Origin of the sequence: Escherichia sp. HH091_1A, assembly GCF_030295175.1 — a bacterium.
Classification (GTDB): Bacteria; Pseudomonadota; Gammaproteobacteria; order Enterobacterales; family Enterobacteriaceae; genus Escherichia; species Escherichia coli_F.
In genome coordinates this window covers 97,879-124,143 of the sequence record NZ_AP025747.1, presented here as the reverse complement: position 1 = coordinate 124,143, position 26,265 = coordinate 97,879, and the positions used below count along the sequence as shown (strand labels likewise).

The window sequence follows — 26,265 nt, the reverse complement described above, 5'->3', positions numbered from 1 at the left end:
GTCTTTCGCTGCAACGTAATAAAAAACTCCGGAAGCTGCTTTCCCGTTTCGTTTTTTGCCCCTCGCTTGTGCTGATGGCGTTTGCCAAAGTAGCGCCAACCAAATCAAGGAGCGAAACAAATGGACAAGCAACGCGGTTTTACACTTATCGAACTGATGGTGGTTATTGGCATCATTGCCATTTTAAGCGCCATTGGTATCCCCGCTTATCAAAACTACCTGCGCAAAGCCGCACTCACCGACATGCTACAAACCTTTGTGCCTTACCGTACCGCCGTAGAGTTGTGCGCGCTGGAACATGGTGGATTAGATACCTGCGACGGTGGCAGCAATGGCATTCCCTCGCCTACCACCACCCGCTATGTTTCAGCCATGAGTGTGGCAAAGGGCGTGGTGTCGCTGACCGGGCAAGAAAGTCTCAATGGGCTAAGCGTCGTCATGACACCGGGTTGGGATAACGCAAACGGCGTCACCGGCTGGACGCGCAACTGCAATATTCAAAGTGACAGCGCATTGCAGCAAGCCTGCGAAGATGTCTTTCGCTTTGATGACGCCAACTAAGGAGCGGCAATGAATATTCCACAGCTCACCGCCCTGTGTCTGCGTTATCAGGGAGTCTTGCTGGATGCCAGCGAAGAGGTGGTTCATGTTGCGGTGGTCGATGCCCCTTCGCATGAGCTACTGGACGCATTGCATTTCGCTACCACCAAACGTATTGAGATCACCTGCTGGACGCGCCAACAAATGGAAGGTCACGCCAGTCGCACCCAACAGACATTGCCCGTAGCTATTCATGAGAAGCATCAGCCCAAAGCAGAGTTGCTGACTCGAACGTTACAATCTGCGCTGGAACAACGCGCGTCTGATATTCATATCGAACCAGCGGACAATGCCTACCGCATCCGCTTGCGTATCGACGGTGTATTGCATCCTTTACCGGATATTTTACCGGATGCCGGAGTCGCATTAACCGCCAGATTAAAAGTGCTGGGCAACCTGGATATTGCGGAACATCGCCTGCCGCAGGACGGGCAATTCACTGTCGAACTGGCAGGAAACGCCGTCTCATTTCGTATTGCGACCTTACCATGCCAGGGTGGTGAAAAGGTGGTATTAAGGTTGTTACAGCAGGTGAGCCAGGCACTGGATATCAACACGCTGGGGATGCAGCCGTTACAACTGGCGGACTTTGCTCATGCCTTGCAACAACCACAGGGACTGGTGCTGGTAACTGGCCCTACAGGCAGCGGCAAAACGGTCACGCTTTATAGTGCCCTGCAAACGCTGAATACCGCTGACATTAATATTTGTAGCGTCGAAGATCCGGTTGAGATCCCCATAGCCGGACTAAACCAGACGCAAATCCATCCGCGTGCCGGTCTTACCTTTCAGGGCGTTTTGCGTGCGTTATTGCGCCAGGACCCTGACGTCATCATGATCGGAGAGATCCGCGATGGCGAAACAGCAGAGATCGCTATTAAAGCGGCGCAAACCGGTCACCTGGTGTTGTCTACCCTACACACCAATTCCACCACTGAAACGCTGGTACGTTTACAGCAAATGGGAGTCGCCCGCTGGATGCTCTCATCGGCGCTTACGCTGGTAATAGCCCAGCGTCTGGTACGTAAACTTTGCCCACATTGTCGCCTGCAGCAAGGGGAGCCCATCCATATTCCAGACAATGTATGGCCGTCGCCGCTGCCCCGCTGGCAAGCACCCGGTTGTGTACATTGCTACCACGGTTTTTATGGTCGCACGGCCTTATTTGAAGTTCTGCCCATAACACCGGTCATACGTCAGCTTATTTCCGCTAATACCGACGTTGAATCGCTGGAAACGCACGCCCGACAGGCGGGTATGCGAACGCTTTTTGAAAACGGCTGCCTGGCCGTGGAGCAAGGCTTAACCACCTTTGAAGAGTTAATCCGCGTATTGGGAATGCCATATGGCGAGTAAGCAACTCTGGCGCTGGCGTGGCATAACCAGCGACGGCAATGCACAAGATGGGATGCTATGGGCAGAGAGCCGTGCTTTGCTGCTCATAGCACTACAGCAACAGATGGTTACCCCACTTAGCCTGAAGCGAATCGCCATCAATTCTGCGCAGTGGCGAGGAGATAAAAGCGCGGAAGTCATTCATCAACTGGCGACGCTACTCAAAGCCGGGTTAACGCTTTCTGAAGGGCTGGCACTGCTGGCGGAACAGCATCCCAGTAAGCAATGGCAAGCGTTGCTGCAATCGCTGGCGCACGATCTCGAACAGGGCATTGCTTTTTCCAATGCCTTATTACCCTGGTCAGAGGTATTTCCGCCGCTCTATCAGGCAATGATCCGCACGGGGGAATTGACTGGTAAGTTAGATGAATGTTGCTTTGAACTTGCTCGACAGCAAAAAGCCCAACGTCAGTTAGCCGATAAAGTGAAATCAGCGTTGCGTTATCCCATCATCATTTTAGCGATGGCAATCATGGTGGTTGTGGCAATGCTGCATTTTGTACTGCCGGAGTTTGCTGCTATCTACAAGACCTTTAACACCCCATTACCGGCGCTAACGCAGGGGATCATGACGCTGGCAGACTTTAGTGGCGAATGGGGCTGGCTGCTGCTGTTGTTCGGCTTACTGCTGGCAATAGCCAATAAGTTGCTGGTGCGCCGCCCGACCTGGCTCATCGTGAGGCAAAAATCACTGTTACGCATCCCAATTATGGGTTCACTGATGCGAGGACAAAAACTCACGCAGATCTTTACGATCCTGGCGCTGACACAAAGTGCAGGCATTACTTTTTTACAGGGCTTAGAGAGCGTCAGAGCAACAATGCGCTGTCCGTATTGGGAGCAACTTCTGACACAAATCCAGCACGATATCAGTAACGGTCATCCCATCTGGCTGGCGCTAAAAAATGCCGGTGAGTTTAGCCCGCTCTGTTTGCAATTAGTGAGAACAGGAGAGGCATCCGGTTCGCTGGATCTCATGTTAGGCAACCTCGCCCGTCATCATCGGGATAATACCATAGCGCTGGCGGATAACCTTGCAGCCTTGCTCGAACCGGTGTTGCTGGTCATAACGGGAGGAATTATCGGTACGCTAGTGGTGGCAATGTATTTGCCAATTTTCCATTTAGGCGATGCGATGAGTGGGATGGGATAACGCTGGCGTGTTACTCCACGCCAGCATTGGGAGATTACAGATTGTTGAAGATGCGGTTTTCTTGTTCCTGTACACGGATAAACGTGGTGCGCTTGGTCAGCTCTTTCAGACGTGAAGCCCCAACGTATGTACAAGCTGAACGCAGGCCGCCCAAAATATCACGCGCGGTATTTTCAACCGGGCCTCGCAGCGGCAGCTTAACGGTTTTACCTTCTGCTGCGCGATATTCCGCAACGCCGCCAACGTGACGTTTCATCGCAGACTCGGAGCTCATGCCGTAGAACAGCATAAATTTCTCGCCGTTCTCCTCAACGATGCGACCGCCGCTCTCTTCGTGGCCCGCCAGCATGCCGCCAAGCATGACGAAATCGGCACCGCCGCCAAAGGCTTTCGCGACATCGCCCGGCGTGGTGCAGCCACCGTCGCTGACGATCATTCCGCCCAGACCATGCGCAGCATCGGCACATTCGATCACCGCAGAAAGTTGCGGATAACCGACGCCTGTTTTGACGCGAGTTGTACAAACAGAACCTGGGCCAATGCCAACTTTAACGATATCAGCACCGGAGAGGATAAGCTCCTCACACATTTCACCTGTCACGACGTTGCCAGCACAAATGGTTTTGGTCGGCCACGCTTCACGCGCTTTCGCAACGAACTGCACGAAGTGTTCAGAATAACCATTCGCCACATCAATACAAACGAAGTTTAATGCCGGGTTCAGGTCGAGAATCTGTTTAGTTTTTTCGAAATCCGCATCAGACGTACCGGTAGAAACCATCACATGTTTCAGCACATCAGCGGAAGAATTGTTGATAAACGCTTGCCACTCTTCGACAGAATAGTGTTTATGCACAGCAGTCAGAATATCAAAAGAAGCCAGCGCAGAGGCCATAGAAAATGTGCCTACGGTGTCCATATTTGCGGCGATAATCGGCACGCCGGACCAGCTCTGACCTGAATGTTTGAAGGTGAATTGACGTTCCAGTTCAACATCGGAACGGCTTTTAAGAGTGGAGCGTTTAGGGCGGATGAGAACGTCTTTAAAACCTAACTTCAGATCTTCTTCAATACGCATGTGCGGATTCCTGGGGTTAATGGCTATAAGGGTAAGAGCGCAACTCCAGTGACGCTATCATACGCACTAATCAATGCGGCGCAAGACTGCGAAATTGTCTTTTTTTACGCTACAATCCCATAAATTTACCTGGTAAATAGTGAGCAAACGTTTCATCAATTTCGCTTTCGTGCGCTCATTTTTAACGTTTTGATAATCATGATGAATTCCCGGGAATATAAATTATGAGGTATATAGTTGCCTTAACGGGAGGCATTGGCAGTGGCAAGAGTACCGTTGCCAATGCGTTTGCTGATCTCGGAATTAACGTCATTGATGCCGATATTATTGCGCGTCAGGTGGTTGAACCAGGTGCACCTGCGCTACATGCCATTGCTGATCACTTTGGCGCTAACATGATTGCTGCTGATGGAACATTGCAGCGCCGGGCCTTGCGCGAGCGGATTTTCGCCAACCCGGAAGAGAAAAACTGGCTTAACGCCCTGCTGCATCCGCTGATTCAGCAAGAGACGCAACACCAGATCCAGCAAGCAACTTCCCCCTATGTACTGTGGGTTGTGCCATTGCTGGTAGAAAACTCACTGTATAAAAAAGCGAATCGAGTGCTGGTGGTGGATGTCAGCCCAGAAACGCAACTTAAGCGCACCATGCAGCGCGATGATGTCACTCGCGAGCATGTCGAACAAATCCTTGCTGCTCAGGCACCGCGCGAAGCTCGCCTTGCCGTGGCAGATGACGTCATTGATAATAACGGCGCACCGGATGCTATCGCATCGGATGTTGCCCGCCTGCACGCACACTATTTGCAGCTTGCGTCGCAGTTTGTCTCACAGGAAAAAACGTAATGCAGACCCAGGTCCTTTTTGAACATCCACTAAATGAAAAAATGCGTACATGGCTGCGCATTGAGTTTTTAATTCAACAACTCACCGTAAATTTGCCCGTCGTTGACTACGCTGGCGCGCTGCATTTGTTCCGCAATGTCAGTGAATTACTGGATGTTTTCGAGCGCGGCGAAGTCCGTACTGAGCTGTTGAAAGAACTTGACCGCCAGCAGCGCAAACTCCAGACCTGGATTGGCGTGCCTGGCGTTGACCAGAGCCGCATTGAAGCATTAATTCAGCAGTTAAAAGCGGCGGGTAGCGTGTTAATATCCGCGCCGCGTATCGGGCAATTTCTGCGTGAAGATCGTTTGATTGCCCTGGTGCGTCAGCGACTGAGCATCCCAGGCGGCTGTTGTAGCTTTGATTTACCTACATTGCACATTTGGCTGCATCTACCCCAGGCGCAGCGCGACAGCCAGGTAGAAACCTGGATTGCCAGCCTGAACCCGCTCACCCAGGCACTTACCATGGTGCTGGATTTAATTCGCCAGTCGGCCCCCTTCCGTAAACAAACCAGCCTGAATGGTTTTTATCAGGATAACGGTGGCGATGCCGACTTGCTGCGCCTGAATCTGTCACTCGATTCACAGCTTTATCCGCAAATTTCCGGTCATAAGAGCCGTTTTGCCATTCGTTTTATGCCGCTGGACAGTGAAAACGGACAGGTACCGGAACGTCTGGATTTCGAACTGGCCTGTTGCTAAGGAGTAAAAATGTCAGAAACTATTACGGTGAATTGCCCAACCTGCGGGAAAACGGTGGTGTGGGGTGAAATCAGCCCGTTTCGGCCATTTTGTTCCAAACGTTGCCAGCTGATCGACCTCGGAGAATGGGCTGCTGAAGAAAAACGAATCCCCAGCAGTGGCGATCTTTCCGAAAGCGATGACTGGAGCGAAGAGCCAAAGCAGTGACATTTTATCTGATGCGACGCTGGCCTGATAAGACGCGGGCAGCGTCGCATCAGGCATCGTGTGCAAATGTCGGATGCGGCGGGAACGCCTTATCCGACCTACAAGACCTTACATATCAACGTGTTAAAATTGTAGATGCTGATAAGACGCGCCAGCGTCGCATCGGGCATCTTGTGCAAATGTTGGATGCGGCATAAACGCCTATCCGACATACACACGCTTAAGCTTCGCAAGTACCGGTTCATTGGCTGGCGGAAAATCATCGGCATTCAGACCAACCAGCGACATCCACTCACCGGGTTGCCCTTCTTTACCCCACGGCTCCCCTTCCCAGCTTTCGACCAGCCAGAACCACAGAGTTATATGCCTGTCCGGGAATTCATATTCCAGTTTTTCAAATAGCGAATAATGTTGTGGGGTAATCCCGACTTCTTCCTGAAGTTCACGCACCACCGCCTGTTCCGGCGTTTCGCCCATTTCAATTTTACCGCCAGGAAACTCCAGTTTATTCGCCATGTGCGCATCTGCGGCGCGACGGGTTATAAAGATTTCATTGTTCTCGTTGCGAATAATACCTACCGCAATTTGCAGCTTTTTCATTGTCTTAAACCTATAAAAAAGGCGCAGAATCCTGCGCCTTTTACTTCAACTGTTAGCTTTATTGCAGGCGACCGTGGCACTGCTTGTATTTTTTACCAGAACCGCACGGGCAAGGATCATTACGTCCAACTTTGCGTTCACCGGTTTGTGCCGCCAGTGCAGCTGCGGCTGCAGAGTCGTCATCCTGATGGCTAAGCTGCTGCATTTGCGCTAAACGCTCGGCTTCCATACGACGCTGTTGTTCCAGCTCCTCAACCTCTTCAGGCATACGTACCTGAACTTTGCTCAGCGTGCTGATAACTTCATATTTCAACGACTCCAGCATCGCTGCAAACATGGAGAACGATTCACGTTTGTATTCCTGCTTCGGATCTTTCTGTGCATAGCCACGCAGGTGGATACCTTGACGCAGATAATCCATCGCCGCCAGGTGCTCTTTCCACAGGGAGTCAAGCGTTTGCAGCATGACGCCTTTCTCGAAGTGACGCATCATCTCAGCGCCAACCACTTCTTCTTTACGCTGATACACTTCGATGGACTGCGCCAGAATACGCTCACGCAGCGTCTCTTCATGCAGTTCTGGCTCTTTGTCCAGCCACTCGGCAATCGGCAAATCGAGGTCGAAATCGTTCTTCAGACGTTCCTGCAGCCCCGGAATATCCCACATTTCTTCCAGCGACTGCGGCGGAATGTAGGCATCAATGGTCGCTTTGAACACATCTTCACGAATGCTGTTGATGGTTTCACTCACATCGCTGACATCCAGCAGTTCGTTACGCTGGGAGTAAATGGCGCGACGCTGATCGTTAGCCACGTCATCATATTCCAGCAGTTGCTTACGAATGTCGAAGTTACGGCTTTCAACTTTACGCTGGGCGTTGGCAATCGCTTTGGTCACCCACGGGTGTTCAATGGCTTCGCCTGGCTTCATACCCAGTTTACGCATCATGCCGGATACTCGGTCGGAAGCAAAAATACGCATCAGCGCATCTTCCATCGACAGATAGAAACGGGAAGAACCAGCATCCCCCTGACGACCAGAGCGACCGCGCAACTGGTTATCGATACGACGAGATTCGTGACGTTCTGTACCGATGATATGCAGACCACCTGCAGCCAGTACCGCATCGTGACGCACCTGCCAGTCGGCTTTGATTTTTTCAATTTGCTCTGCGGTCGGATTTTCCAGCGCGGCAACTTCTGCCTGCCAGCTACCACCGAGCACAATATCTGTACCACGACCCGCCATGTTAGTCGCGATAGTCACCGCCGCCGGATAACCCGCTTGTGCAACAATCGCTGCTTCGTTAGCGTGGAATTTGGCGTTCAGAACGTTGTGTTTGATACCGGCTTTGGTCAGCTCGTTTGACACCAATTCCGATTTTTCGATGGAGATAGTACCCACCAGCACTGGCTGGCCCTTCGCAGTACGCTCTTTGATATCTTCGATGATCGCCTGGATTTTTTCCGCTTCAGTCATATAGACCAGATCTGGCAGATCTTTACGAATCATCGGACGGTTGGTTGGAACAACAACGGTATCCAGTTTGTAGATTGAGCTAAATTCGAAAGCTTCGGTATCTGCAGTACCGGTCATGCCCGCCAGTTTTTCATACAAACGGAAGTAGTTCTGGAAGGTGATCGACGCCAGCGTCTGGTTTTCGTTCTGGATCTGTACACCTTCTTTCGCTTCCACTGCCTGATGCAGGCCATCGGACCAACGACGTCCCTGCATGGTACGACCGGTGTGTTCATCAACGATGATAACTTCACCATCTTTAACGATGTAGTCGACGTCTCGGGTAAACAGCGCATGAGCGCGCAGCGCCGCCGTTACGTGGTGCATCAGCATGATGTTGGCCGGAGAGTACAGAGACTCCCCTTCATCCATGATGCCTTCTTTCACCAGCAGTTCTTCAATCAGCACCAGACCACGTTCGGTCAGGTTCACCTGGCGAGATTTTTCGTCCACCGAGAAGTGGCCTTCGCCCTGGAAGGTTTCGGAGTCTTCTTTTTCCTGACGGATCAGGTGCGGAATAATTTTATTCACGCGTTTATACATTTCCGAGCTGTCTTCAGCCGGGCCGGAAATGATCAGCGGTGTACGCGCTTCATCGATGAGGATGGAGTCCACTTCGTCCACCAGCGCATAGTGCAGTTTACGTTGTACACGTTCTTCAGGGCTGAATGCCATGTTGTCGCGCAGGTAGTCAAAGCCGTATTCGTTGTTTGTACCGTAAGTGATGTCAGCTGCGTAAGCTTCGCGCTTTGCCGGTGCTGGCATGCCCGGCAGGTTAATGCCGACTGTCAGGCCGAGGAATTCAAACAACGGACGGTTGTTTTCGGCGTCACGTTGCGCCAGGTAATCGTTGACGGTAACAACGTGTACCCCCTTACCGGTTAATGCGTTCAGGTAAGCAGGCAGCGTTGCGGTTAGGGTTTTACCTTCCCCGGTACGCATTTCTGCGATGCAACGTTCATTAAGAACCATACCACCGAGCAACTGAACGTCGAAGTGACGCATGCCAAAGACGCGCTTACTTGCTTCACGCACCACGGCAAAAGCTTCCGGAATCAGATTTTCCAGCACCTCACCTTTTTCCAGACGTGCACGAAACTCTGCAGTTTTCCCTTTAAGTTCTTCGTCGGAGAGTTTTTCCATCTCCGGTTCCATGGCATTGATAATGTTGACGACTTTGCGCATCCGGCGCAGGGTGCGATCGTTACGACTACCGAAAACTTTAGTTAATAATTTGATTAGCATAATAAAATCTCAAACGCCCCGTGTTGCGGAGTCAATAAAATGAAATAAAAGTTTATTGTTGTTAGCTGAGGCGTTGAGGGCCAGCACGGATACCTTGCGCCTGGCTTATCCAGACGGGCGTGCTGAATTTTGCTTGCGGGGTAAAATGCGCATAATCAATGCGATAACCCTTTTCAGACGGCGTGCCTTCCTGGGTCAACAGCGCGCTGAGCGTATCCAGTAATGCAAGATGTTGCGCCTGAAGAGGCAAAGATTCTTCAGCAACGGGCAGCGTTTGCGGTGCCATTGCGAAGGAAAGATGACGGATTACCGTGCGAATGGCATGTTGATGCCAGTAATCAACGGAATAGTTCGAATTCGGGCGGCGCGTGTTCGCTTCCAGCAAGGCCAATTGACCAAAGTTAACTTTGGCTGAAGGCTCGTGGTTGCGGGTTGTCGCTTTTGCGGGCGCGTTTGGTTCGGCGGCGTTGCTGAGCGCAGGCAAACCTAAACTCGCCGCGACCATCCCTAATAAGAGATGCGGCCAGAAGTAGCGTTTACCAAACTGTCGCCAGCGCGTCAGTATTCCACTCACGTTATTGCCATCCCGATCGTATTCAAACGTATTTAGCGCACAAATCTTATCATTAAAGCCTGAAGTCCACAGCACGAATGAAGATAAGTTGTGCGTAAAAGTGCTTAAGAAAACAGCGTTCGCACCGTTTTTTATCGTTCTTATAAAATTCAAAAAAAAACGACCGGTTCACCTGGCCGGAGAGAGTGCCAGATTTGCCAGTCGAATTTTATACGACAGTATAAATGTCGTTATGCCAGTACGGCTGAAGGCGCTTTGAAGGCCAACGGCAGTTCTGCGTCGTCCTGGAAGGTCACATATTCCCAGGCTTCCTGTTTTGCAAGGACAGCCTGCAGCAGTTTGTTATTCAGTGCATGACCAGATTTATAAGCGGTAAATGCACCAATAATATTGTGACCACACATGAACAAGTCACCGATCGCATCGAGCATTTTGTGACGCACAAATTCGTCTTCAAAACGCAGGCCGTCTTCGTTCAGTACGCGATAATCGTCAACAACGATGGCACAATCGAAGCTGCCGCCCAGGCACAAACCACGGGACTGCAGATATTCGATATCACGCATGAAACCGAACGTACGCGCACGGCTGATCTGGCGCATAAACGCATCAGCGGAGAAGTTCATCGCATAGCGCTGGTTGCTGGAATCAATAGCCGGATGGTTAAAATCGATGGTGAAATCCAGCGAAAAACCATTGTACGGCTTAAATTCAGCCCACTTATCGCCATCTTCGACACGAACAGTCTCTTTGATGCGAACAAATTTCTTGGCGCAGTTCAACTCGTCGATACCGGCGTCAAGCAGCAGGTATACAAACGGAGCGGCGCTGCCGTCCATGATCGGGATTTCCGGCGCGTTAACTTCGATAACAATGTTATCGATGCCCAGGCCCGCGAGAGCAGCATTGAGGTGCTCTACGGTTGAAATCCGTACATCATGCTCGTTGACCAGACACGTACAGAGCATGGTATCACGCACAGATTTGGCATCGGCCGGGAAATCTACCGGTGGATTCAAGTCGGTGCGACGATAGATGACCCCGGTGTTGGCCGGCGCAGGGCGTAACGTCAGGGTGACTTTCTTGCCGGTATGTAAACCGACACCCGTCGCCTGAACGATACGTTTAAGTGTCCTTTGTTTGATCATCGTATTATCTCGCCAAATTACCTATCCAACCGAAGTGTACTATACATTCGGCGGGCCAGTTTAGCACAAAGAGCCTCGAAACCCAAATTCCAGTCAATTCTTAATCAGCTTGCTTACGCAGGAATGCTGGGATATCCAGATAATCCGGCTCTTTCGCAGTTTGCGGTGCGTTGTCATTCACGACTTTAGCAACCGGTTTCTGCTCCTGAGTCAGCGGTGCCATCCCGTGCTGCTGGTAGCGATCCATCACTGGCTGCTGAACCTGCTTATTGGTCACCAGGGTGATTTCAGGACGTTTGTCCATACCGATACCTGTCGCAACAACGGTTACGCGCAGCTCGTCATTCATATCCGGGTCAAGAGAAGTACCGATAACCACAGTTGCGTTGTCGGATGCAAATGCACGGATGGTGTTACCTACCGTTTCGAACTCATCCAGACGCAGGTCGAAGCCCGCCGTGATGTTAACCAGCACGCCGCGTGCGCCAGACAGGTCGATATCTTCCAGCAGCGGAGAGGAGATAGCCATTTCAGCAGCTTCTTCCGCACGGTCTTCGCCGCTCGCCACACCAGACCCCATCATTGCGTAGCCCATTTCAGACATTACGGTACGTACGTCTGCAAAGTCCACGTTCATCAGGCCTGGACGAGTAATCAGTTCAGCGATACCTTGCACAGCACCTTTCAGTACATCGTTCGCTGCGCCAAATGCATCCAGCAGGGAGATACCGCGGCCCAAGACTTTCAGCAGTTTGTCGTTAGGGATAGTGATCAGAGAGTCCACATGCTTGGACAGTTCAGTGATCCCCTGCTCAGCGAATGCCATACGCTTCTTGCCTTCAAAGTTGAAAGGCTTAGTCACGACAGCAACGGTCAGGATCCCCAAATCTTTTGCCACTTCAGCGACAACTGGTGCTGCACCAGTACCGGTACCACCACCCATACCCGCAGCAATAAAGACCATGTCTGCACCTTCCAGCGCCGCACGCAGTGCATCGCGATCCTCATCAGCCGCATTACGGCCAACTTCTGGATTTGCGCCAGCTCCCAGTCCTTTGGTGATACCGCTACCGATTTGAATCGTCTGTCCAACCGCTGTTTTACGCAGCGCTTGTGCATCGGTATTTACCGCGAAGAATTCAACACCTTCAATGCGCTCGCGCACCATGTGTTCAACAGCATTACCGCCGCCGCCGCCGACGCCGATGACTTTAATCACCGCGTCATTGGTAAGTTCCATTGGTTCAAACATAGTTTCTCTCCGATTTGTGCCTGTCGCCTGAGGCCGTAATTATCGTCGACCTCATAAAAATTAAAACTCTTTTCGCAGCCAACTATTGAGTCGCTTGATCCACGAGCCAACTGATGCTGTAACACGTTTTTCTACTTCAGCTTCACCGTTAAGATGTGACTCTTTCCCATAGTGAAGCAATCCCACCGCCGTCGAATAATACGGCTCCTGAGCATAATCCGTTAAACCGGTAATGTTCAGCGGCGCGCCGATACGCACTTGCGTATGAAACACGCGCTGAGCACAGGCTGCAAGACCTTCGATCTGCGCTGCGCCACCAGTTAAAACAATGCCTGCCGCCAGGTGATGTTTAACCCCTTGTTGGCGAAGCTTTTCCTGCAACTGCAATATCTCTTCGTTGACCAGGTTGAGCAGCTCGGTATAGCGCGGCTCGATCACCTCTGCCAGGGTCTGACGTTGCAGACTCCGCGGTGGACGACCGCCTACGCTCGGCACTTCCACGCTCTCATCTTTTCCAACGATGGAACCCAGCGCACAACCGTGGCGAACTTTAATCGCTTCGGCGTCGCTTGGCGGCGTGCCAAAGGCGTAAGCGATATCACTGGTCACGACATTGCCAGCATAAGGAATTACCTTAGTGTGGCGCAATGCCCCACCGGTATAAACGGCGATATCCATTGTACCACCACCGATATCGACGACGCAGACACCCAGTTCACGTTCATCTTCCGTCAATACCGAATAACTTGATGCCAGTCCGGCAAATATCAGTTGGTCAACTTTCAGCCCACAACGTTCAACCGCTTTGACGATGTTTTTCGCCATATCGTTGTGACATGTGATCAGATGCACTTTTGCCTGCATCCGCACGCCCGAAAGTCCTACCGGATTCTTGATCCCTTCCTGATAGTCAATCGCATACTCTTGCGGGATCACATGCAGCACACGATGCTCATCGCGCACACGCACTGATTTCGCGGTATGGACGACGTTTTCCACATCTTCTTGCGTCACTTCTTCTTCAGAAATAGGCACCATACCAATTTCATTCTGGCAGCTGATGTGCTTACCAGAAAGCGCCAGATATACCGAAGAGATCTGACAATCTGCCATCAATTCTGCCTGGTCAATGGCGCGTTGTACGCACTTGACCACGGATTCGAGGTCGTTTACCCCGCCTTTATCCATACCACGCGACGGGCAGCTGCCCACGCCAATGATATTGACCATACCGTCGGGCAGAACTTCCCCTACTAAAGCGGCAACCTTCGCGGTACCAATCTCCAGTCCTACTACCAGTTTTCTGTCCGTCGCCTTGATCATTGTTGTTCTGCCTGTGCCTGATTTTGTTGCTGAGTAGATTCCTCTGGCGGCAAAGGCGCCCAGCCTACTGCCGCTCCAGAGTCATAACGCAAATCAACGTAGCTAATCCGTTTGCCATCGGTTTGCGCCTGCTGCTGTAAAACCGGATAAAGTTCTACAAAGCGAGCCAAACGTTTCATCGTATCGCCCCGGCCAAGATTGAGCTTAATATCGTTATTCAGCGTCAACTGCCAGGAACGCCGCGCGGTCATCGCCGCTTCCTTCAGAGTAAATCTGTCCTTTGCCAGCATCTGCCCCATTTCGCGATAGCCCTGCAACACTTCATTGGCGCTGCCTTCTGGGCCATACAGCATTGGAAGCACCTGCTTGCTGGTGCGATCTGGCGGCACGCTGAAAGTGTTTCCTTCCGCGTCTACCATATGTTGATCATTCCACCGCGCAATCGGCACATATTCAACCAGATGAATCTTCAATTCATCAGGCCACTGCTTTCTGACGCTCACCTGCTTAATCCACGGCAGGCGTTGTTCTATTTGCGTCTGGATGATGTTGACATCCTGGGTCATAAAGGTACCTGGCTCACCCAATGCCAGGATCGACTGTCGGATATCGTCATTACGCGTGTAATGGCGTTCACCGGTCAACACCAGCTTTGAGAGCGGCAGGCGTTGCGCATCTTCCATCCAGCCCAACACGACCCAGCCGCTCACCAACACTGTCGTTAAAACGGTCAGCAGGAAAAGGATCCCCGCCAGACGCGTTCCATTATTGCGGCGAGAAGAAACCTCTTCTTCGCTGTTTCGCGTGTTCAGAGCAGCCTGCGACATATTAGTCCGCCAGTTCCAGAATTCGTACTACCAACTGCGAGAAGCTCATACCTGCCTGACGTGCCGCCATTGGCACCAGGCTGTGACTGGTCATACCCGGTGAGGTATTGGCTTCCAGCAGATAAAACTGTCCATCGCTGTCCAGCATAACGTCAATACGTCCCCATCCTTTGCAACCTAACGTCGTCCATGCTTTCAGCACTAATGCCTGCAAATTGGCCTCTTGTGACGCATCCAGCCCTGCGGGGCAGAAATACTGTGTCTCATCAGAGAGATACTTCGCCTCATAATCATAGAAGGTTCCGGCCGGTTGAATACGTATTGACGGTAAAATTTCTTCACCAAGTATCGCAACCGTGAACTCCGGCCCACTTAGCCATTTTTCAATCAATACTTCTTCATCGTGCTGAAATGCCAATCTTAATGCATCTTGTAGAGCATTTTCTGCTACTACTTTTGACATTCCCACGCTGGAACCTTCGCGACTCGGCTTAACGATAACCGGCAAACCTAAGGCAGAAATTTCTGCTAACTGCTTATCGCTCAGGCCTTTTTCAAACTCTGCGCGGGTTAATGCTACCCACGGCGCTACCGGTAAACCAGCGCCCTGCCAAAGCAATTTGCTGCGTAGTTTATCCATTGAAAGCGCAGATGCCATCACTCCGCTGCCGGTATAAGGCAAGCCCATCAGCTCGAGCATACCCTGCAGCGTGCCATCTTCACCGCCGCGACCATGTAGCGCGATAAACACTTTCTGAAAGCCCATCGACTTCAGTTGCGTCACGTCGACTTCTTTCGGGTCGACAGGATACGCGTCAATACCGCCTTCACGCAGCCCGGCTAACACCGCTGCACCAGAATTCAGAGAAACTTCCCGCTCAGCGGAGGTCCCGCCCAACAGGACCGCGATTTTATCAGTCATGTTGTTCTTCCTCCGGAGTTTGCGGCTTCAGTTTGATTTCAGCTAAAGAACGAGCAATTTTTCCGATATTACCGGCCCCCTGAACGAGAATCAGGTCGTTACCGGTTAATACCGGTGCCAGCATCTCGGCTACCTGCGCCGGGTCCGGCACCAGAATGGGATCAATTTTCCCACGTCCACGAATTGTGCGACACAGCGAACGGCTGTCCGCTCCCGGAATTGGCGCTTCGCCAGCCGGATACACTTCCAGCATCAACAGGGTATCAACCTGCGTCAGCACATTGGCGAAATCATCATACAGGTCGCGCGTACGGGTAAAACGGTGCGGCTGAAACAGCATTACCAGGTTTTTATCCGGCCAGCCAGCACGCGCCGCTTTAATGGTGGCATCCACTTCGGTCGGATGGTGACCGTAGTCATCAACCAGCATTGCCGTACCGCTTTTACCATTCACTGGCTCCAGCGGGAATTCACCGAGGAAATCAAAACGACGGCCTGTCCCCTGGAAACTCTCCAGCGCACGCAAAATAGCCTCGTCGTCAATCCCCTCTTCCGTGGCAACAGCGACCGCAGCTGCGGCATTCAGCGCGTTATGACGGCCTGGCGCATTCAGGGTAACGCGCATCGGCTCTTTGTCCTGGCGCAGCAGCGTAAAGTGCCCCTGCGGACCAATCTGCTGATAATCTTCTACACGCACGTCGGCATCTTCGCTGAATCCGTAAGTCGTGGTCTGACGCCCCACACGCGGTAACAATTCGCGGATCACCGGATCATCTACACACATCACCGCACGACCGTAAAACGGCAGGTTGTGCAGAAAATTAATAAAGGTCTGTTTTAAATTCTCAAAGTCGCCCTGGTAGGTATCCATGTGGTCGGCTTCGATATTGGTGACAATCGCCACCATCGGTTGCAAATGGAGGAACGATGCATCGCTCTCATCCGCTTCGGCAATCAGGTATCGACCATGCCCCAAACGCGCATGAACACCCGCCGCTTTTACCAGCCCGCCGTTAACGAAGGTTGGGTCGAGCCCCGCTTCTGCGTAGATGCTGGAAACCATCGCGGTGGTTGTCGTTTTGCCGTGCGTTCCGGCAATGGCGATGCCATGACGAAAACGCATTAACTCAGCCAGCATTTCGGCACGACGGATCACCGGAATACGCGCTTCATGAGCTGCGACAATTTCCGGGTTATCGGCAGAAATCGCGCTGGAAACAACGACCACACTGGCATCACGTACGTTTTCCGGGCGATGGTTGAAATAAATCGTCGCTCCCAGATTCATTAACTGTTGCGTGACCGGATTTGGCGCTAAATCGGAACCACTGATCTGATAACCTTCATTGGCCAGAACTTCGGCAATACCGCCCATACCGGCACCACCGATGCCGACAAAATGTATGTGCCGAACGCGACGCATTTCGGGCACGATGGAACGCAGTTTTGCCAATTGTTGTGTATTCATTCTTTACGCCATTAACTTCTTACATTCATACGATGCAAAAGGCATCGCTACAATTACGCCCGGGCAGCCCGGCTCACTTCATTTGCCACTCGCTCGGTGGCATCCGGAATGGATGCAGCACGGGCGCGTTCTGCCATGGTTAATAAGGTTTCTCGCGACCACCCGGCCAGGGTGTTGGCGACAGCATCCACAGTAAGCTGTGGCTGCTCGATAATTTTGGCTGCGCCCGCTTTTTCCAGCGGTAGCGCATTCCAGTATTGCTGGCGGTCTTTATGTTGAAACGGCACAAACAATGCCGGTAGCCCCGCTGCGGCAATTTCACTCACCGTTAACGCACCGGAGCGGCAAACAACGACATCTGCCCACGCATACGCCGCCGCCATATCATCAATAAATTCCGTCACTTTATGCTGCGGTTGCCCCGCTTCCGCATACGCCTGTTCAACGGATTGTTGCGAACCTTTGCCGCTCTGATGCCAGATAGTGACTGAATCACCCAGTTTCGCAGCAACCTGCGGCATTGTCTGGTTAAGAATGCGTGCGCCCTGGGAACCCCCCACTACCAACACACGAACCGGACCTTCACGACCAGCCAAACGTTGCTGCGGCAGTGGCAACGCCAGCACATCGGTACGCACCGGGTTACCCACCACTTCCGCATTAGGGAAAGCGCCTGGAAACGCCTGCATCACTTTGGTGGCAATCTTCGCCAGCCATTTATTGGTTAAGCCCGCAATACCGTTTTGTTCATGAAGTACAACCGGAATGCCTAACGACCACGCTGCCAGTCCACCTGGACCTGATACGTAGCCGCCCATACCGAGCACCACATCAGGTTTGAACGCTTTCATAATCGCCCGTGCCTGACGCCAGGCGTTAAAAATACGCAGAGGTGCAGCTAACAGTGCTTTTATACCTTTACCACGCAGACCAGAGATACGAATGAAATCAATTTCGATGCCATGTTTTGGCACTAAGTCCGCTTCCATACGGTCGGCAGTCCCCAGCCAGCGAACTTGCCAACCCTGAGCCATTAGATGGTGCGCAACCGCCAGTCCCGGGAACACATGTCCACCGGTTCCGCCGGCCATCACCATTAATCGCTTTCCTTGACCACTCATCGTGAACCTCGTACAAACGCCTGCGCTTTCTCCAGACGCGTTTCATAATCAATACGCAACAGCATCATGATGGCTGTCGACATAATCAGTAAGCTCGAACCACCGTAACTGATCAGCGGCAATGTCAGACCTTTGGTCGGTAACATCCCCGCTGCCGCGCCTACGTTAACCAGCGCCTGGAAACTAAACCAGATGCCAATGGAACAGGCGAGAAAACCGGAAAAACGATGGTCAATTTCTAATGCTTTACGGCCAATCGACATCGCACGAAAAGCGACGAAGAATACCATTAAAAGTGCCAGCACCACACCGACATACCCCAGTTCTTCGCCGATAATGGCGAAAATAAAGTCAGTGTGTGCTTCCGGCAGATACTCCAGTTTTTGAACCGAGTTACCTAAACCTTGCCCCCACAGTTCGCCGCGACCAAACGCCATCAGCGATTGCGTTAACTGATAGCCGCTGCCAAAGGGATCTTCCCACGGATTCCAGAATGCGGTAACACGGCGGATACGGTACGGTTCGGCGAGGATCAGTAACACAACCGCTGAAATCCCCATGCCGATAATGGCAATGAACTGCCACAATTTCGCCCCCGCCAGGAACAACATCGCCAGCGTGGTCACAAACAGCACCACCACCGTACCAAGGTCTGGCTGTGCCAGCAGTAACACTGCCAACACCAAAATCACGCCCATCGGTTTCAAGAAGCCGCGCAGGTTATTACGCACTTCGTCGCCTTTACGCACCAGATAGTTGGCGATATAGCAAAACAGCGACAGTTTTGTCAGCTCCGCAGGCTGGATACGCAGCAAGCCGAGATCGATCCAACGCGATGCCCCTTTAACAGAGCTACCCACTACCAGAACGATCATCAACAGGATGATTGAACCGAGTAGCATCGTAGCGCTGTAACGTTGCCAGAACTCCATCGGCAGACGCAGCGTAATGATCGCCAGAATGAACGCCAGGATCAGGTAGACGCCATCACGCTTAGCGAAGAAAAAGGGATCGTTAGTCAAGCGTTGTCCGATAGGCATTGATGCGGACGTCACCATGATAAAGCCGATCGCCGCGAGGCCGAAGGTCAGCCACAGTAAGGTGCGATCGTACATGATCAGGCTGTCGGTATCTTTTTCCCGCGAGCCCATCACCCAGCCCTTTAGCGCCGTGGAGATCCAGACCAGAATACTGAATCCTGGCAGGCGCGGCATTTTCAGGCGAGGGAGAGATAAACGCATCAACCTAACTCCTTCGCCAGACGGGCAAACTCATTGCCTCGTTGTTCAAAGTTCTTGAATTGATCAAGGCTGGCACAGGCCGGGGAGAGCAGAACCATATCTCCTGGTTGAACACGCGGAGCCAGCAAGCGCATCGCCTGTTCCATGGTTTCGGTTTGTTCTGCCACTTCCGGGCGCAGTGCCGCCAGCTGTGCGCCGTCACGACCGAAACAATACAAACGTACGTTATCGCCATTCAGGTAACGTGCCAGCGGACTAAAGTCCGCCGATTTACCATCGCCGCCCAGCAACAAATGCAGCGTGCCATCTACGTGCAGGCCATTGAGCGCCGCTTCCGTACTGCCGACATTGGTCGCTTTCGAGTCGTTAATCCAGCGCACACCGTTATGTTCCAGCACCACTTCAAAGCGATGCGGCAAACCAGTGAACGTAGTTAACGCTTTCAGGCTACTGGCGCGTGGCAAACCAGCTGCGTCTGCCAGCGCCAGTGCCGCCAGCGCATTGGTGTAGTTATGCTGACCGGAAAGTTTCATCTCTTTCACGTTCAACACTTTCTCGCCTTTCACCCGCAGCCAGGTTTCACCCTGCTGATGATTCAGGTGATAGTCGCCCATATTGATACCAAAGCTAACGCAGCGTTCATCCGCACCACGAATCGGCATTGTTAAGGCATCATCAGCATTAACCACGCAAACTTTCGCATTTTCATAAATGCGCAGTTTTGCCGCACGATACTGCTGTAAACCAAATGGATAGCGATCCATATGATCTTCAGTCACGTTCAGAATGGTCGCTGCTACCGCCTGTAAGCTGGAGGTGGTTTCAAGCTGGAAGCTCGACAGCTCGAGCACGTACAGTTCGCACTCATCATCCAGCAGCATCAACGCAGGCAGGCCAATATTGCCACCCACACCAACGTTAACCCCCGCCGCTTTCGCCATTTCACCCACTAGCGTGGTGACCGTGCTTTTGCCGTTAGAACCGGTGATCGCCACAATCGGTGCTTGTGCTTCGCGGCAGAATAGCTCGATATCGCCAACGATTTCGATTCCGGCATCAGCGGCAGCGCTTAAGGATGGATGCGCCAGTGCAATACCGGGACTGGCGACAATCAGATCGGCCGCCATCAGCCATTCATCATTCAGACCGCCCGTGTGGCGTTCTACGGCTTCGGGTAATTTATCCAGGCCAGGCGGTGTCATACGCGTATCCATAACGCGCGGCGTCACACCGCGAGCGAGGAAAAAGTCCACGCAAGAAAGCCCGGTGAGGCCCAGGCCGATAATGACGACATTTTTACCCTGGTAATCAGCCATGATTAACGTACCTTCAGCGTTGCCAGACCAATCAGGACCAGCATCAGCGAAATAATCCAGAAACGTACAATGACGCGCGGTTCCGGCCAGCCTTTCAGTTCATAGTGGTGATGAATCGGTGCCATGCGGAAAATACGTTGTCCGCGCAGTTTAAAGGAGCCGACCTGCAGGATGACGGAAAGTGTTTCTACCACGAACACGCCCCCCATAATCACCAGCAGGAATTCCTGACGCAGCAGTACGGCGATAATGCCTAACGCACCACCTAACGCCAGCGAACCGACATCGCCCATAAAGACCTGCGCCGGATAGGTGTTAAACCACAGGAAGCCCAGCCCTGCCCCGACTATCGCGGTACAGACAATGACCAGTTCCCCGGCGTGTCGTAGATACGGTATGTGTAAATAGCTGGCAAAGTTCATGTTGCCGGTTGCCCATGCCACCAGCGCAAAACCACCGGCGACGAATACAGTCGGCATAATCGCCAGGCCATCAAGACCATCGGTCAGGTTTACCGCGTTGCCAGTACCCACAATGACGAAGTAAGCCAGCAGAATGTAGAACAGCCCCAGTTGCGGCATCACATCTTTAAAGAACGGAACCACCAGCTGCGTTGCGGGCGTGTCTTTGCCGGCAAGGTACAGCGCGAAGGCAACACCCAGCGCAATGACCGACATCCAGAAATACTTCCAACGAGCGATCAACCCTTTGGTGTCTTTACGCACCACTTTGCGATAGTCATCAACAAAGCCAATGATGCCGTAACCTACCAGCACCACCAGTACGCACCAGACGTACGGATTGGATGGATAAGCCCACAGCAGCACGGAGATCACAATCGCCGTCAGGATCATAATCCCGCCCATGGTCGGCGTACCGCGCTTGCTGAAGTGTGATTCAGGACCGTCGTTACGCACCACCTGACCAAAGGAGAGTTTTTGTAAATGAGCAATCATGCGCGGGCCCATCCACAATGAGATGAACAGCGCAGTCAGCAGGCTGACGATGGCGCGAAACGTCAGATAGGAAAAGACGTTAAAGCCGGAATAATATTTGACCAAATGTTCGGCCAGCCAAACTAACATGTCCCATTCTCCTGTAAAGCGCGTACTACCTCTTCCATGGCAGCACTACGTGAACCCTTAACTAAAATCGTAATTACCTGTTGCTCAGCAATCAGTGATTTAAGACGTGTGATAAGCGCAGTTTTATCGGAAAAATGTTCGCCAACGCCGCTGGCGGTGCTGATAGCATGGCTTTGTTTACCCACACTTAACACGCGGTCAATACCCGCCGCCTTCGCCGCTTCGCCCACCTGTACATGGCAGGCCTCGCTTTCAGCGCCCAGTTCCGCCATATCGCCCACCACCAGCACACGGTAGCCCGGCATTTCAGCCAGTACCTGAACAGCGGCGGTCATGGAGCCGACGTTAGCGTTGTAGGAGTCGTCGAGCAGCAACTGATTTTCCGCCAGTTGAATGGGGAACAGACGGCCAGGAACAGCTTTCAGATTTGCCAGCCCCGCTTTAATAGCATCAAGCGTTGCGCCCACGGACATGGAGAGCGCAGCGGCTGCCAGCGCATTCGCAATATTGTGACGCCCCGGCAACGGCAGCAGAACATCGACGCTACCCGTTGGGGTTTGCAGCGTAAATTCCGTACCGTGCGAGGTCACGTGGATATTGGTGGCGGTGAAATCGCTGTTGTTAGCATTCGGTGAGAAGCGCCACACTTTGCGTGAGCCAATCACACTCTGCCAGTTCAGCCAGTCGTTGTTGTCGGCATTCATAATGGCGATACCGTTTTCCGGCAGGCCGCTAAAGATTTCACCTTTCGCTTTCGCGACACCCGCAAGCGAGCCAAAACCTTCCAGATGCGCCGCTGCCAGGTTGTTGACCAGCGCCGCTTCCGGGCGAGTCAGACTCACAGTCCAGGCAATTTCGCCCTGATGGTTCGCGCCAAGTTCAATTACTGCGTAATCGTACTCTGGCGTTAAGCGCAACAGCGTCATCGGTACACCGATATCGTTGTTGAGATTGCCTGCCGTATAAAGCGTGTTGCCACACTGGCTTAAAATCGCTGCCGTCATCTCTTTAACGGAGGTTTTGCCGGAGGAACCGGTCAGAGCAACCACGCGCGCCGGAACTTGCTGGCGAACCCATGCAGCCAGTTCACCAAACGCCAGACGCGTATCCTTGACGATTAACTGCGGCAGATCGATATCCAGCGGACGGCTAACCAGCAGTGCACCCGCACCGCCAGCTTTCGCCTGGTCAGCAAAATCATGGGCATCGAAACGTTCGCCTTTCAGGGCAACAAACAGGCAACCCGGCGTCAATTTACGGGTGTCAGTGGTTACAGCATCAAGGGTAATATCTGCCCCTTTTAGTTCACCGTTGAGAATATCGGTAAGTTGGCTAAGGGTTACGCTAATCATGCAATCACCCCCAGTAGACGCGCTACCGTGACGCGATCGGAGTAGTCCAGACGCTGGTTGCCAACAATCTGATAATCCTCATGGCCTTTGCCCGCGATCAGCACCACATCATTCTCTTTAGCCTGCATAACAGCGCAAGTCACCGCTTCAGCGCGGCCTTCCATCACTTTGGCATGTCCGGCGTCCAGCATTCCCGCCAGAATATCGTTGATGATAGCGCGCGGTTCTTCGGTACGCGGGTTATCGTCCGTTACCACCGCCACGTCAGCAAACTCTTCAGCAATTGCTCCCATCAGTGGACGCTTACCTTTATCGCGATCGCCACCACAGCCAAAGACGCACCACAGCTTGCCTGCACAGTGAAGACGTGCAGCCTGCAAGGCTTTTTCCAATGCATCCGGCGTATGCGCGTAATCCACCACCACCGTCGGTTTGCCCGGTGCAGTGAACACTTCCATACGTCCGCAAACCGGTTGCAGACGCGCGGCGGTTTTTAACAGATCAGCCAGCGGGTAGCCAAGTGCCAGCAGCGTCGCCAGCGCGAGCAGCAGGTTGCTGACGTTAAAAGCGCCCATCAGATGGCTTTCAATTTCGCCATCACCCCAGCTTGAGCTAAAGCGAATAGTCGCACCGCTGTCGTGATAGTTCACTTCAGTCGCTTTCAACCAGCGTCCGTGACAGTTCGGATTGATATGATCTTCCATTGATACCGCAACCGCGTCCGGCAGTTTTGCCAGCCAGCGGCGGCCCACTTCATCGTCGGCGTTAATAATCGCCTGACCGCAATGATGCTCAGAATAAAGCAGCCATTTCGCGGCTTCGTAGTGTTCCATATCACCATGATAATCAAGGTGATCGCGGCTTAAGTTGGTAAAGACCGACGCCGCAAATTTCAATGCCGCCACACGGTGCTGTACCAGTCCGTGGGAGGAAACTTCCATTGCGCAAAAAGTCGCGCCCTGATCCACCAGCCCCGCCAGCTCATGCTGAACATCGACTGCCGAACCGGTGGTATTTTCTGTCGGGATCACTTTTCCCAGCAGGCCGTTACCAACGGTGCCCATTACCGCGCTGGTTTCGCCAAGCAGTTGGCTCCACTGCGCCAGCAGCTGGGTAGTCGTGGTTTTGCCGTTGGTGCCCGTTACGCCTACAAGACGTAAATTGTCAGAGGGTTCATGGTAAAAGCGGCCCGCCAGTGCAGATAAACGCTCGTTGAGCTGGCTGAGATAGATGACTGGTACGCCGTGCATTTCACGGATTTCACCGTCGGTCGCCTCATCTTTCGCCTCTGCAATAATGGCAGCCACACCTTGCGCTATCGCCTGCGGGATATATCGACGCCCGTCCGCCTGATGACCTACTACAGCTACAAAGAGATCGCCCGCCGCAGCCACACGGCTGTCGAGTGTCATCTCTCGCAGTGCTCGCGAAGGTGCGTCTGGCACCCACGGAGCAAGAAGGTCGCGCAAATTACGATCTGCCACCTGTCCCCTCGCCTTGATTAATCACAAATTCATTTTTATCGCCCGTTGTCAGCGCATCCGGCTCGATGTTCATGGTACGCAATACGCCGCCCATGATGGCACCAAAGACCGGCGCGGAAACGGCGCCGCCGTAGTATTTACCCGCCTGCGGATCGTTGATAACAACAACCAGCGCGAAGCGCGGCTGACTCGCAGGCGCAACGCCTGCGGTATAAGCAATATATTTATTGATGTAGCGACCGTCCGGCCCGACCTTTTTCGCGGTACCGGTTTTAATGGCGATACGATAGCCTTTAATCGCCGCCTTCACGCCGCCACCGCCCGGTAGCGCCACGCTTTCCATCATATGCACCACGGTGCGAACAATGGACTCCGGGAAGACACGTTCACCGGGAACCGGGGGATCAACTTTGGTAATCGACAGCGGGCGATAAATGCCATAGCTGCCGATAGTTGCGTAGACTCGCGCTAACTGTAACGGTGTTACCATTAGCCCATAGCCGAAAGAGAAGGTGGCCCTCTCTATGTCAGACCACCGTTGTTTTTGAGGATATAAGCCACTGCGTTCTCCGACCAACCCCAAATTGGTCGCTTTTCCCAGTCCAAAACGTGAGTAAGTATCTACTAACGCTGAGGACGGCATCGCTAACGCCAGTTTGGAAACACCGACGTTACTCGACTTCTGTAATACCCCGGTCAGGGTTAATTCGCTGTAGCGTGCCACGTCTTTGATTTCGTGGCCGTTAATTCGATAAGGAACGGTATTCAGTACCGAGTTTTCTCGCACCACGCCACGTTGCAACGCGGTCATCACCACCATCGGTTTGACCGTTGAGCCAGGTTCAAACACGTCGGTGATGGTACGGTTACGCATCGCCTCTTTCGGCGTGCCACTCAGATTGTTTGGGTTGTATGACGGGCTGTTAGCCATCGCCAGCACTTCACCGGTGTTGACATCCACCAGCACGGCACTACCAGATTCAGCCTTGTTAAAGGCCACCGCGTTATTCAGTTCGCGATAAACCAGCGCCTGCAGGCGTTCATCAATACTCAGCGCCAGGTTGTGTGCCGCCTGACTGTCGGTGGAAGAGATATCTTCAATTACGCGACCATAGCGGTCTTTACGCACAATGCGCTCGCCAGGCTGCCCGGTAAGCCATTTATCGAAACTCTTCTCGACGCCCTCAATCCCCTGACTATCGACGTTAGTAAAGCCGATGAGGTGAGCGGTCACTTCGCCAGACGGATAGTAACGGCGAGATTCTTCACGTAGATGAATCCCCGGCAGCTTCAGTTTTTTGATGTACTCAGCCATGTCAGGGTTAACCTGACGCGCCAGATAGATAAAGCGCCCTTTCGGGTTGGCATTAATGCGGGCGGAAAGTTGATCCAGCGGAATATTGAGCGCGTTAGCCAGCGCCTTCCAGCGGTCACCGACGCTGATGCCGCCAGCTTCATGCACTTCTTTCGGGTCGGCCCAGATCGCTTTTACTGGCACACTCACTGCTAACGGGCGACCAGAACGGTCGGTAATCATGCCGCGGGAGGTGGAAACTTGCTGAACGCGAAGAGAACGCATGTCGCCCTCTTTTACCAGCATATCCGGGGAGATAACTTGTAACCACGCTACGCGTCCGAGCAGAAAAGCCAGCGCCAGGAGAATACAGCCGCATAACAACGCAAAACGCCAACTGATAAAGTTGGCATGTTCTTCCTGACGTTTTGGTTTCTGCGTTTTCGCCGCTGCTTTCATGCGTCGCGTTTATC

24 protein-coding genes are annotated in these 26,265 nt (G+C 52.7%); 6 read left to right on the top strand and 18 right to left on the bottom strand.

What is annotated here, in order from left to right; translation table 11 throughout:
• Positions 1-120: 120 nt before the first annotated feature.
• The 3 genes from ppdD to hofC are packed head-to-tail and all read left to right on the top strand — an operon-like array spanning position 121 to position 3,148.
• Complete coding sequence (ppdD, locus tag QUF14_RS00565; protein ID WP_000360904.1) at positions 121-561, top strand: prepilin peptidase-dependent pilin; 441 nt, start codon at positions 121-123, stop codon at positions 559-561.
• 9 nt (positions 562-570) lie between these two features.
• Positions 571-1,956, top strand: coding sequence for a type II secretion system protein GspE (gene gspE / locus QUF14_RS00560; protein ID WP_100733637.1), 1,386 nt, complete (start codon positions 571-573; stop codon positions 1,954-1,956).
• Positions 1,946-3,148: a protein transport protein HofC gene (hofC, locus tag QUF14_RS00555; protein WP_000157294.1), complete on the top strand. Its 1,203-nt coding sequence runs from the start codon at positions 1,946-1,948 to the stop codon at positions 3,146-3,148. Before gspE ends, hofC begins: the two co-directional genes overlap by 11 nt.
• A 34-nt stretch (positions 3,149-3,182) precedes the next feature.
• Here the strand turns inward: hofC and guaC are convergent, their stop codons facing one another.
• Both guaC and QUF14_RS00545 read right to left on the bottom strand, forming a co-directional pair.
• On the bottom strand, positions 3,183-4,226 hold the full coding sequence (gene guaC, locus QUF14_RS00550) for a GMP reductase (protein ID WP_001217338.1): 1,044 nt from the start codon (positions 4,224-4,226) through the stop codon (positions 3,183-3,185).
• Positions 4,227-4,381: 155 nt separating this feature from the next.
• The gene (locus QUF14_RS00545; RefSeq protein WP_120795372.1) at positions 4,382-4,426 is read right to left on the bottom strand and encodes a protein YacM; all 45 of its coding nucleotides are present in this window, start codon (positions 4,424-4,426) and stop codon (positions 4,382-4,384) included.
• A gap of 24 nt (positions 4,427-4,450) precedes the next feature.
• Between QUF14_RS00545 and coaE the strand changes: the two genes are divergently transcribed.
• The 3 genes from coaE to yacG are packed head-to-tail and all read left to right on the top strand — an operon-like array spanning position 4,451 to position 6,021.
• Positions 4,451-5,071 (top strand): dephospho-CoA kinase, encoded by a 621-nt coding sequence (coaE, locus tag QUF14_RS00540; RefSeq protein WP_001269518.1) that lies wholly within the window; start codon positions 4,451-4,453, stop codon positions 5,069-5,071.
• The gene (gene zapD, locus QUF14_RS00535; RefSeq protein WP_001194744.1) at positions 5,071-5,814 is read left to right on the top strand and encodes a cell division protein ZapD; all 744 of its coding nucleotides are present in this window, start codon (positions 5,071-5,073) and stop codon (positions 5,812-5,814) included. Before coaE ends, zapD begins: the two co-directional genes overlap by 1 nt.
• A 9-nt stretch (positions 5,815-5,823) precedes the next feature.
• Positions 5,824-6,021, top strand: a complete 198-nt coding sequence (gene yacG / locus QUF14_RS00530) for a DNA gyrase inhibitor YacG (protein WP_000005042.1) — start codon at positions 5,824-5,826, stop codon at positions 6,019-6,021.
• A gap of 201 nt (positions 6,022-6,222) precedes the next feature.
• On the opposite strand, the gene mutT is transcribed toward yacG, so the two are convergent.
• From mutT to ftsI, 16 genes are all read right to left on the bottom strand, one after another.
• A complete protein-coding gene (gene mutT, locus QUF14_RS00525; RefSeq protein ID WP_000736034.1) occupies positions 6,223-6,621 on the bottom strand; it encodes an 8-oxo-dGTP diphosphatase MutT in 399 nt (132 codons plus the stop codon).
• A gap of 58 nt (positions 6,622-6,679) precedes the next feature.
• The gene (gene secA, locus QUF14_RS00520) at positions 6,680-9,385 is read right to left on the bottom strand and encodes a preprotein translocase subunit SecA (RefSeq protein ID WP_000905780.1); all 2,706 of its coding nucleotides are present in this window, start codon (positions 9,383-9,385) and stop codon (positions 6,680-6,682) included.
• A 61-nt stretch (positions 9,386-9,446) separates the two neighbouring features.
• Positions 9,447-9,959 carry a secA translation cis-regulator SecM gene (secM, locus tag QUF14_RS00515; RefSeq protein WP_000014320.1) on the bottom strand — a complete coding sequence of 171 codons (513 nt, stop codon included), beginning with the start codon at positions 9,957-9,959 and terminating at the stop codon, positions 9,447-9,449.
• A gap of 230 nt (positions 9,960-10,189) precedes the next feature.
• Complete coding sequence (gene lpxC, locus QUF14_RS00510; RefSeq protein ID WP_000595482.1) at positions 10,190-11,107, bottom strand: UDP-3-O-acyl-N-acetylglucosamine deacetylase; 918 nt, start codon at positions 11,105-11,107, stop codon at positions 10,190-10,192.
• Between the two features lie 100 nt (positions 11,108-11,207).
• Positions 11,208-12,359, bottom strand: a complete 1,152-nt coding sequence (ftsZ, locus tag QUF14_RS00505; RefSeq protein ID WP_000462776.1) for a cell division protein FtsZ — start codon at positions 12,357-12,359, stop codon at positions 11,208-11,210.
• 60 nt (positions 12,360-12,419) lie between these two features.
• The gene (gene ftsA / locus QUF14_RS00500) at positions 12,420-13,682 is read right to left on the bottom strand and encodes a cell division protein FtsA (protein WP_000588474.1); all 1,263 of its coding nucleotides are present in this window, start codon (positions 13,680-13,682) and stop codon (positions 12,420-12,422) included.
• The gene (gene ftsQ, locus QUF14_RS00495; protein ID WP_000075744.1) at positions 13,679-14,509 is read right to left on the bottom strand and encodes a cell division protein FtsQ; all 831 of its coding nucleotides are present in this window, start codon (positions 14,507-14,509) and stop codon (positions 13,679-13,681) included. Before ftsQ ends, ftsA begins: the two co-directional genes overlap by 4 nt.
• A gap of 1 nt (position 14,510) precedes the next feature.
• On the bottom strand, positions 14,511-15,431 hold the full coding sequence (ddlB, locus tag QUF14_RS00490) for a D-alanine--D-alanine ligase (protein WP_000130049.1): 921 nt from the start codon (positions 15,429-15,431) through the stop codon (positions 14,511-14,513).
• Entirely contained in the window at positions 15,424-16,899 is a 1,476-nt protein-coding gene (gene murC / locus QUF14_RS00485; protein ID WP_001096048.1) for a UDP-N-acetylmuramate--L-alanine ligase, read from the bottom strand. Before murC ends, ddlB begins: the two co-directional genes overlap by 8 nt.
• Positions 16,900-16,952: 53 nt before the next feature.
• Entirely contained in the window at positions 16,953-18,020 is a 1,068-nt protein-coding gene (gene murG, locus QUF14_RS00480; protein ID WP_000016571.1) for an undecaprenyldiphospho-muramoylpentapeptide beta-N-acetylglucosaminyltransferase, read from the bottom strand.
• Complete coding sequence (ftsW, locus tag QUF14_RS00475; RefSeq protein WP_001295532.1) at positions 18,017-19,261, bottom strand: cell division protein FtsW; 1,245 nt, start codon at positions 19,259-19,261, stop codon at positions 18,017-18,019. Before ftsW ends, murG begins: the two co-directional genes overlap by 4 nt.
• Positions 19,261-20,577: a UDP-N-acetylmuramoyl-L-alanine--D-glutamate ligase gene (gene murD, locus QUF14_RS00470; protein WP_000796457.1), complete on the bottom strand. Its 1,317-nt coding sequence runs from the start codon at positions 20,575-20,577 to the stop codon at positions 19,261-19,263. The genes ftsW and murD overlap by 1 nt, the downstream gene beginning before the upstream one ends.
• Before the next feature lie 2 nt (positions 20,578-20,579).
• Complete coding sequence (gene mraY / locus QUF14_RS00465; protein ID WP_000964122.1) at positions 20,580-21,662, bottom strand: phospho-N-acetylmuramoyl-pentapeptide-transferase; 1,083 nt, start codon at positions 21,660-21,662, stop codon at positions 20,580-20,582.
• Positions 21,656-23,014 carry a UDP-N-acetylmuramoyl-tripeptide--D-alanyl-D-alanine ligase gene (gene murF / locus QUF14_RS00460; RefSeq protein ID WP_000626660.1) on the bottom strand — a complete coding sequence of 453 codons (1,359 nt, stop codon included), beginning with the start codon at positions 23,012-23,014 and terminating at the stop codon, positions 21,656-21,658. Before murF ends, mraY begins: the two co-directional genes overlap by 7 nt.
• On the bottom strand, positions 23,011-24,498 hold the full coding sequence (gene murE, locus QUF14_RS00455; protein ID WP_000785123.1) for a UDP-N-acetylmuramoyl-L-alanyl-D-glutamate--2,6-diaminopimelate ligase: 1,488 nt from the start codon (positions 24,496-24,498) through the stop codon (positions 23,011-23,013). Before murE ends, murF begins: the two co-directional genes overlap by 4 nt.
• Positions 24,485-26,251: a peptidoglycan glycosyltransferase FtsI gene (ftsI, locus tag QUF14_RS00450; protein ID WP_000642222.1), complete on the bottom strand. Its 1,767-nt coding sequence runs from the start codon at positions 26,249-26,251 to the stop codon at positions 24,485-24,487. The genes murE and ftsI overlap by 14 nt, the downstream gene beginning before the upstream one ends.
• Positions 26,252-26,265: the final 14 nt, after the last annotated feature.